The sequence below is a fragment of the Shewanella sairae genome (genome assembly GCF_023283535.1).
Lineage (GTDB): Bacteria > Pseudomonadota > Gammaproteobacteria > Enterobacterales > Shewanellaceae > Shewanella > Shewanella sairae.
The window spans coordinates 36724-45770 of the sequence record NZ_JAKILT010000042.1 but is presented as its reverse complement, the minus strand read 5'-3'; the positions used below and the strand labels follow the sequence as shown (position 1 = coordinate 45770).

Genomic DNA, 9047 nt, shown 5'->3' with positions numbered 1-9047 from the left:
GGTTTTGATTTACGGGTCATTTGTTCACCTTGTGTTTAGATGGGGATTATACCCCTTACATCTTGGTGTCCAAATTCACTATGCCACTACAATTCGCAAGTTCGGCAGTGAGGGGGCTATGATGAGTTTTAAAGCACTGTACAGTATTGAAATAACACATTCTTCGGATATGAGCACTGCGTTGTAAGTGTTTACGGTGCCTTTGTCTACAAGAATGCTTCATCGCATCAGTCCTTCTTGAGGTCACTTTATTCTTGCTACAAAGCTTGCAGCAAAGTTCATCTATACAGTATGTTAAGGATATAACTAAATGGCTTTTAGGCGAAGTAAAACATGAAAAAAGTGAATCTAGTTTTTGGAACAGTTTATGGTGGCGCGCAGTTTGTTGCAGAAACCTTGCAACAGGCATTAACCAATTCAGGACGAGAGGTAAACCTTTTCCAACCTGATCAGCTTGGTGGCTTTATTCCACCAGAAGATGAATTGCTGCTGATTATTTGCTCAACAACAGGGCAAGGGGATATTCCTGATGATATTCAACCTTGGTTTTACGAAATGCAGTCTAAAGCGCCTTACTTACCCGAACTTAAGTTTGGTCTGATTGGCTTAGGTGATTCAAGTTACGAAACTTTCTGTGGTGCAGGGGAGCAGTTCCTCGCGTTATTTGAAGAGTTAGGCGCAAAACGTCTAGGTGACTTCCTTAAAATTGATGCAGGTGAGACGATGGAACCAGAGGTCGAAGCGCTCGCTTGGTTACCAAGTTGGAATGAGTTGATTGATAAAGAGTTGGCAGCCTAATTGCGACAAGCAAATGTTCAATAAAAAGCGCGTATCGTTAACGCGCTTTTTTTATGCCTCTATTTTAGCTTGCTGTTATTGTGAAGCCAGGACTCAATCTCGCTGTTTTGTTTACAGTATCTTTAATATTCCAGCTTAAAAAATACAGGATCTATAATTAAAAAGCCAAGCGGATAATAAATTTACCTGCATGATTGAATGTCGATTTTTGGCGAGGTAGCTTGATGAACAGACGGCGACTTTTATCACAATAGAGGGCATATGGAACGCAAAGTGTTAATTATTGATTGTGCTGATGCACCTGGACTTATCACCAAGATTACTGGCGTATGTTTTGCCCATGGTTTAAACATCATTAAAAATAGTGAGTTTGTTGATAATGCTCAAGGTCGTTTTTTTATGCGTACAGAGCTTGAAGGGCCAGCTTTTGCTAACTCTTTATTGACTGAATTACAAACGGTATTGCCAGAGAAGAACCAAACTCGTTTGGTCGATGCTGGCAAAAAACGGGTGGTGATCATGGTGACTAAAGAGGCGCACTGTTTGGGGGACATTCTTATTAAGTCCTATTCAGATGCACTTGATATTGAGATTGCTGCAGTGATAGGTAATCACCAGGTATTGCAGCCTTTAGTTGAAAAGTTTGATCTTCCTTTTCATTACATCAGCCATGAAGGGTTAAACCGCCATGAGCATGAAGCTATGATGCTTGATGTTATCGCCAATTACAGACCTGACTATATTTTATTAGCGAAATTTATGCGGGTACTAACTCCTGAGTTTGTAAGCCAGTATCCAAGTAAAATTATTAATATTCATCACTCTTTTCTACCCGCCTTTATCGGCGCGGCACCGTACAAACAAGCTTGGGAACGCGGCGTCAAAATTATTGGCGCAACGGCGCATTTTGTAACGAACTCATTGGATGAAGGACCCATTATTAAACAAGATGTCATTCCTGTGGATCATAGCTTTAGTGCTGAAGATCTTGCGCGGTGTGGTCGTGATGTTGAAAAGAGTGTGTTAAGTAAGGCATTGCACTTAGTGGTTAATGAAGATGTGATTGTATACGGTAATAAAACCGTGGTGTTTTAATGCGTATTTTTTGCGACAGTTTACCGATATTAAAACAGAGGCTTAGGCCTCTTTTTACTGAAAACGTGGGGCTTAAAAGTTAACGACGTACAGTGTCTGCTCGTTATCTGTCATGGCAATATCTTTAATGGTGACAGAACCGACATTGTAAGGGGCTATTTTTCTCGCGGTTTTATCTGCTCCGGCATTGACGGTAAAATTGTAAAAGCTTTCACCATTGCAGACTAAGCGTGGAAAAACGCGACTCTTCTTAATGCGATAATCTTTCATAGTGCGGTTAAATGTCATTACATTGTTGCTGAGAACTGCTTTACAGACTTGGACTAAGGTTTGTTCAATTTGTGGTGACATTGCGGCATTAACACTAAATGACATGGCTAGTGCAGCACCAGCTAAAGCAAATGTTTTAATCATGTCTTGCTCCTAACACTCAATATTGGGGTTCAACATTGAGTTAAGCGTATAGGCTAACAAAGGACGGAAAAAGCCGTTTAAGTTGTATCAAAATATTGAGACAAATGCAGAATGTGTCTGTAGATGTCGAAGTGTGTCACTTATGAAAATATACCAACAAAAAGCCCGCATTAATGCGGGCTTCAATATTCAGCTAAATACGAGTAAACAAACTAGTCAACGATACGTAGTAGTTCGTTTATGCCAACTTTTCCGCGAGTCTTTTCGTCTACTTTTTTAACGATGATCGCAGCGTAAAGGCTGTAAGTACCGCACTTAGATGGCAAGTTACCAGCAACAACCACAGAGCCTGCTGGAACGCGACCGTAATGTACTTCGCCAGTTTCACGGTCAAATATGCGCGTGCTTTGACCAATGTATACGCCCATTGAAATAACGCTACCTTCTTCAACGATAACGCCTTCAACGATTTCAGAACGTGCTCCAATGAAACAGTTGTCTTCAATAATCGTTGGACCAGCTTGTAATGGCTCTAAAACGCCACCAATACCCACACCGCCAGATAAGTGAACGTTCTTACCAATTTGTGCACAAGAACCTACAGTGGCCCATGTATCAACCATAGAGCCTTCATCTACATACGCACCAAGGTTGACGTAAGAAGGCATTAGTACTGTATTCTTACCGATAAATGAACCTTTACGTACAGCCGCTGGTGGTACAACACGGATAGCTTCTTTACGGAAACGTGCTTCATCATAATCAGCAAATTTCATTGGTACTTTGTCGAAGTATTTGGTTTCTGCGCCATCGATGACTTGGTTATCGAAAATGCGGAAAGAAAGCAGTACCGCTTTTTTTAGCCATTGATGTACATGCCACTCACCATTAATTTTTTCTGCAACTCTGGCTTCACCAGTGTCTAGCATTGCAATGGCTTTCTCAACATCAGCACGAACACTTGGTTCTACTGTTGCTGGAGTGATTTCTGCGCGCGCTTCAAAAGCCGCCTCAATACGTTGGCGTAAAGCCTCCATTAACTTCTCCCAATATTTTGTTTAATATAAAATCTATAAAGCACTGACTAGTGCGTCACGTAATTTATTCTGTTGGCTTTCATCAAGCTGCTGACCGTCCGTTGTCTGCAATAAAAAGAAATCTTCTGCTCTTTCACCTATGGTGGTGATCTTTGCTGCTAGCAATACGACTTCACAGCGATACAGTACCTCACCGACTCTGGCGAGTAAGCCAGGAGAGTCAAGCGAGATGAGCTCCATCATACTTTTACCATGGCTTCGGGTCTCAGGGAAACTGACTTGAGTCCTAACTTTAAAAGGTTTCATCTTTCTTGAAAGATTTCTAAACTTTGGCAACTTAGGCGTTTCATTACTCAAGGCTTTAATTAACGTTTTTTTAATCCCTTGGATCCGTGAAAGCTGGCTTACTGGCTGGCCATCTTGTTCCAAAATGACAAAAGAGTCTAGCGCATATTGGTCTTTGGAGGTCATGATACTGGCATCGTGTACAGTGATGTTTTTATTGTCCAATATCGCCATCACAGTCGCAAATAGCTTAGGTTTGTCTTTACCGTAGACAAATAGTTCGGTACCACCTCGAGTAGCATGCTTTGAGATAAGTACTAAGGTTTCATCTTGCTTGTGCTTGATAATCGCTTCTGCATGCCAGGCAATCTGGTTAGGCTGATTACGTAGGAAGTAATCCGCTTTAAAGCGTTGCCATAGACTATCTATGTCTTTTTCTTTTATGCCACGACGCAAAAGCTCTTTTTTTGCCTTAGCTTGGTGTTCGCGCACACGGGCTCGGATATCAATGGGCTTTTCTTTGCCGCGGGCTAACACGCGTTGGGTAGAAAAATATAAGTCTCTTAATAGCGAGCCTTTCCAGTTATTCCAGGTACGCTCATTGGTGGCGCAGATGTCTGCAACGGTTAGACAGTATAAATAGCTCAAATGCACCGCATCACGCACGCGCTCGGCAAAATCAGCCACCACATCAGGATCGGATATGTCGCGGCGCTGAGCGGTCACGGACATGACTAGGTGGTTTTCGACTAACCAGCTTACGAGTCGACCGTCATGGTTGTTCATGCCATGTAATTTACAAAAGTCGAGTGCATCAGTGGCGCCGAGTTTACTGTGGTCGCCGCCGCGACCTTTGGCAATATCGTGAAATATGGCACCTAATACCAATAAGCCTTTTTTAGGCAGCTGATTGATTAGCACTGAGCCTAATGGAAACTCTTCTTTTTGCTCTGGCTGTGCAAAACGCTCGATATTAAGCAGTAATCTATGGGTATGCTCGTCAACGGTATAGGCATGGAACAGGTCGAACTGCATTTGACCTTCAATGGCGCGCCATGCTGGTAAGTAAGCTGACAACACGCCATGTTTATGCATGAGTGATAACGCGACTATACCGCGAGGGTGTCGTAAAATTTGCATAAAGAGGTTGCGGCATGACTCGTGATACATCAAGGCTTGCGGCTGCGCGCGCCTTGCCTGACGTAGCTTGCGCAGTGTCACGGCATAGATAGCTTGAATATTGGAGTTTTTAGCGACCCATAAAAAAAGCGCTAAGATATTTTCTGGCGTATCGAATAGATCGCTATGCAGGCTTTCTATAAAGCAACCACGACGTTGGAAATTTTCATCAATAGCAACCACTTCTAAGGCTTTGATATGGCCTAGTGTGGCGCGCTTAAACAGTTGCAATAGCATTTGATTTAGCTCCATTACGCGCCTAACTGTGCGGTAATAGTTTTTCATCATTTGCTCAACAGCAAGTTGGGTGCCATCTTCATAGCCCATTAGCTTGGCAACTTGTGGTTGCAGATCAAACAACAAGCGGTTTTCGTCGCGGCCCGAAATTAAATGCAGGGAGCAGCGCAGTCGCCATAAAAACTCTTGGGCTTCTAAGAGCTCGTCAAGTTCGACAGGTTCAAGAAAACCGTGTTGAATAAGCTCTTCAAACTTCTCAGCATTAAAATGGCGCATTGCTACCCAAGCAACAGTTTGAATATCACGCAGGCCACCAGGGCAGCTTTTTAGGTTGGGTTCTAAGTCAAAGGCACTAGCGCGGCTATGACGGGCATTCTGCTCGTCACGTTTCGCCACGTAAAACTCGCTGCTTGGCCAAAAATCTGCTTGTCTAATATTACGATAGAGTAGGGTAAATAGCGCTTGTGGACCGCAGAGTATACGCGATTCTAGTAGATTGGTTGCCACTGTAACATCTGCACGACCTTGCTCTAAGGTTTGCTCAATAGAACGTACACTATGGCCAACTTCTAGCCCGGCATCCCAGATGAATGCAATAAAGGCGCTGAGAGCCTGTTCAGCTTCAACGGATAATTCACCTTCAGTCAAAAACAACAGATCGACATCAGATTGTGGGTGCAGTTCACCACGGCCGTAGCCGCCGACGGCGATCAATGCAATGGGATAATGCTCAAGATGGTGTGCTAGCCATTGCTGTTGCAGCAGCTTATCAACGTGTTGGCAGCGAGTGCTTACTATCGAACGAACATCTGATGTAGCACTAAAGCTATCAAGTATCGTTTGATTTAGTTCAATTAAAGCATGTTTGGCAGACTGAGCACTATTCATCAAATCTCTTTTTCGAGAGCGGATCCGTTGCCAACGATTATCTATGCAATAAATGCTAATTTAAAGGGCTTTATGGTGATAAATCATCAGTTAATGTGGAATTATTTAACTTGCTTTATTTTGGTGCAGACTTTGCTGCCTAATTGAGCATAAATTAATAAGATTTCGCTAACTGCAGCGAATGCAATTTAAATTTGCAATAGAAAATAAAAAGGCGTGCCTAAGCACGCCCTGTACACTTAAATCACGTAAATGTTGTTAGTGATTAATTACACGTGGTAATTCTTTCTCTTCTTCCCTTAACGTTAGCACTTCAACACCTGTTTGCGTCACCAATAATGTGTGCTCCCACTGGGCTGAGTTTTTGCCGTCTGAAGTGGTTACAGTCCAGTTGTCTTTTTTATCTAATACACTGGTGTGACGCCCTGCGTTGATCATTGGCTCGATGGTGAAACACATGCCTGGACGCAATACGGTTTTGTCATTATTTTTATAATGCATAACTTGTGGCTCTTCATGGAAGCCTGCGCCAATACCGTGACCACAGTAGTCCGTCACAATGCTGTACTTCTCAAGACCCGTTTTCTTCGACTTGATGAACTTTTCGATTAAGGTACCAATTTCACCTAGTTTCATACCAGGACGTACTTTTTTCACGCTAACGTACAATGCTTCTTGCGCAATGCGGCAAAGACGTACGTTTTTCGGGCTCACATCGCCGATAAGGAACATTTTTGATGTGTCACCGTGGTAGCCATCAACAATAACGGTAATATCGATATTGACAATATCACCATCAACGAGCGCACGATCACTTGGAATGCCGTGACAGATCACATCGTTAATTGAGGTACAGATTGACTTTGGAAAACCGTGGTAATCAAGTGGGGCTGAAATCGCACCATTTTCTTCAGTAAATTTGGCACAAATATCGTTTAATTCATTGGTCGTCGCGCCCGCTTTTACATACGGAGCAATCATTTCGAGTACTTGAGCGGCTAATTTACCCGCAGCACGCATTTTTTCAATCTCTTCAGCTGTCTTAATTACTATACTCATTTTCTGATGTCTCTTTGTCTTTAATTTGTCGTCTTTCAATATGACGATTATGCACGAAAAACGACGTAAATATTTGTGCTTTTTTTCATATTATGGTATAAAGCGCGCCGTTATGTTTGACTCTTGTCGTTATCACTTTAGGTGATTCGCCCGAGTTAAGATGGCGGCCATTATACATGGCTATTGATAAATACTAAATCACACACATATCGACACGTTCTTCGGGGTGCCCATAATCGGGTCGAAGATATGGGATATGTGGAGGTCTAACCCCCATTTTTTAAGGTAAATAAAATGACTACAGTTTCAATGCGCGACATGCTACAAGCCGGTGTTCACTTCGGTCACCAGACTCGTTACTGGAACCCAAAGATGAAGCCATTCATCTTCGGCGCTCGTAACGGTGTTCACATCATCAACCTAGAGCACACTGTACCAATGTTCAACGAAGCACTTGCTTTCATCAGCAACGTTGCATCTAAGAAAGGTAAAGTTCTTTTTGTTGGTACTAAGCGTGCTGCAAGCGAAGCTATCAAAGAAGCTGCTGTTTCTTGTGATCAGTACTACGTTGATCACCGTTGGTTAGGTGGTATGTTGACTAACTGGAAAACAGTTCGTCAATCAATCAAGCGTCTTAAAGACCTTGAAAGCCAGTCTGTAGACGGTACTTTCGACAAGCTGACTAAGAAAGAAGCGCTAATGCGTACTCGTGAACTTGATAAGCTAGAGAAGTCTCTAGGTGGTATCAAGAACATGGCTGGCCTACCAGACGTAATTTTCGTTATCGGTGCTGACCACGAGCATATCGCTATTAAAGAAGCTAACAACCTAGGTATTCCTGTTGTTGCTGTTGTTGATACAAACTCTTCTCCAGACGGTATCAACTACATCATTCCTGGTAATGATGATGCTATGCGTTCTATCCGTCTATACACTCAGTCTGTTGCTGCTGCTGCGAAAGCTGGCCGTGGTCAAGACCTAGCTGTTCAAGCTGAACAAGACGGTTTCGTAGAAGCTGAATAATATCGGTTGATGAATTTTCATCACCCTTATTAACCAAGATACATGATTGGTGAACAGGGGCACTTTCATTCAAATGATTGGCCCCTGTTTCTTATCTATTGAATTTGAAAAATTATCTGTAGAGGATTTAGCAATGGCAATTACTGCTGCCCAAGTTAAAGAACTTCGTGACCGCACTGGCGCTGGCATGATGGACTGTAAAAAAGCACTGACTGAAACTAACGGTGACATCGAGTTAGCAATTGATAACATGCGTAAGAGCGGTGCTGCTAAGGCTGCTAAAAAAGCGGGTAACATCGCTGCTGAAGGTACTATCCTTATCAAGCAAGGCGAAGGTTACGCTGCTCTACTAGAAGTTAACTGTCAAACAGACTTCGTAGCAAAAGATTCTAACTTCCTAGGCTTCGCTAACGAAGTACTAGAAGTTGCTGCTGCATCTAAAGTAACTATCGAAGCACTTAAAGAGCAGTTTGAAGAAACTCGTGTTGCTCTAGTTGCTAAAATCGGTGAAAACATCAACGTACGTCGCGTTGAGTACATCGATGGCGCTAACCTAGCTGAATACCGTCACGGCGAGCGTATCGGTGTTGTTGTTACTGGTGAAGCTGACGAAGAGACTCTAAAGCACATCGCAATGCACGTTGCTGCTTCTAAGCCTGAATACGTTAACCCTTCAGACGTTCCTGCGGAAGTTGTTGAGAAAGAAAAAGCTCTACAAATCGAAATCGCAATGAACGAAGGCAAGCCTGCTGAAATCGCTGAGAAAATGGTTATCGGTCGTATGAAGAAGTTTACTGGTGAGGTTTCTCTTACTGGTCAAGCTTTCATCATGGAACCAAAGAAAACTGTTGCCGAAATTCTTAAAGAGAAAGGCGCTTCAGTAACTAACTTCATTCGTTTAGAAGTTGGTGAAGGTATTGAAAGAAAAGAAGAAGATTTCGCTGCAGAAGTTGCTGCACAAATCGCTGCTACTAACAAAGGTTAATTTCCTTTCTTAGTACACATAAGACCGTAGCAATTGCTGCGGTCTTA

8 protein-coding genes are annotated in these 9047 nt (G+C 42.8%); 4 read left to right on the top strand and 4 right to left on the bottom strand.

The window, feature by feature from the left end; translation table 11 throughout:
• Positions 1-333: 333 nt before the first annotated feature.
• Both L2748_RS16460 and purU read left to right on the top strand, forming a co-directional pair.
• Positions 334-798, top strand: a complete 465-nt coding sequence (locus L2748_RS16460; protein WP_220781445.1) for a flavodoxin — start codon at positions 334-336, stop codon at positions 796-798.
• Between the two features lie 261 nt (positions 799-1059).
• Positions 1060-1893: a formyltetrahydrofolate deformylase gene (purU, locus tag L2748_RS16455; protein ID WP_220781444.1), complete on the top strand. Its 834-nt coding sequence runs from the start codon at positions 1060-1062 to the stop codon at positions 1891-1893.
• A gap of 72 nt (positions 1894-1965) precedes the next feature.
• On the opposite strand, the gene L2748_RS16450 is transcribed toward purU, so the two are convergent.
• The 4 genes from L2748_RS16450 to map form a co-directional block, all read right to left on the bottom strand.
• Positions 1966-2307, bottom strand: a complete 342-nt coding sequence (locus tag L2748_RS16450) for a DUF3718 domain-containing protein (protein ID WP_220781443.1) — start codon at positions 2305-2307, stop codon at positions 1966-1968.
• Between the two features lie 212 nt (positions 2308-2519).
• Positions 2520-3344, bottom strand: a complete 825-nt coding sequence (gene dapD / locus L2748_RS16445; protein ID WP_220781442.1) for a 2,3,4,5-tetrahydropyridine-2,6-dicarboxylate N-succinyltransferase — start codon at positions 3342-3344, stop codon at positions 2520-2522.
• Positions 3345-3377: 33 nt separating this feature from the next.
• Positions 3378-5933 carry a bifunctional uridylyltransferase/uridylyl-removing protein GlnD gene (gene glnD, locus L2748_RS16440; RefSeq protein WP_220781441.1) on the bottom strand — a complete coding sequence of 852 codons (2556 nt, stop codon included), beginning with the start codon at positions 5931-5933 and terminating at the stop codon, positions 3378-3380.
• Between the two features lie 258 nt (positions 5934-6191).
• Positions 6192-7031: a type I methionyl aminopeptidase gene (gene map / locus L2748_RS16435; RefSeq protein WP_276516290.1), complete on the bottom strand. Its 840-nt coding sequence runs from the start codon at positions 7029-7031 to the stop codon at positions 6192-6194.
• 255 nt (positions 7032-7286) lie between these two features.
• Between map and rpsB the strand changes: the two genes are divergently transcribed.
• Both rpsB and tsf read left to right on the top strand, forming a co-directional pair.
• Complete coding sequence (gene rpsB / locus L2748_RS16430) at positions 7287-8015, top strand: 30S ribosomal protein S2 (RefSeq protein WP_012156108.1); 729 nt, start codon at positions 7287-7289, stop codon at positions 8013-8015.
• Between the two features lie 133 nt (positions 8016-8148).
• Complete coding sequence (tsf, locus tag L2748_RS16425) at positions 8149-9000, top strand: translation elongation factor Ts (RefSeq protein WP_220781439.1); 852 nt, start codon at positions 8149-8151, stop codon at positions 8998-9000.
• Positions 9001-9047 lie beyond the last annotated feature (47 nt).

Coding starts and splice junctions, on each gene's coding strand:
- L2748_RS16460 (WP_220781445.1), top strand. CDS start 334: ATGAAAAAAGTGAATCTAGTTTTTGGAACAGTTTATGGTGGCGCGCAG.
- purU (WP_220781444.1), top strand. CDS start 1,060: ATGGAACGCAAAGTGTTAATTATTGATTGTGCTGATGCACCTGGACTT.
- L2748_RS16450 (WP_220781443.1), bottom strand. CDS start 2,307: ATGATTAAAACATTTGCTTTAGCTGGTGCTGCACTAGCCATGTCATTT.
- dapD (WP_220781442.1), bottom strand. CDS start 3,344: ATGGAGGCTTTACGCCAACGTATTGAGGCGGCTTTTGAAGCGCGCGCA.
- glnD (WP_220781441.1), bottom strand. CDS start 5,933: ATGAATAGTGCTCAGTCTGCCAAACATGCTTTAATTGAACTAAATCAA.
- rpsB (WP_012156108.1), top strand. CDS start 7,287: ATGACTACAGTTTCAATGCGCGACATGCTACAAGCCGGTGTTCACTTC.
- tsf (WP_220781439.1), top strand. CDS start 8,149: ATGGCAATTACTGCTGCCCAAGTTAAAGAACTTCGTGACCGCACTGGC.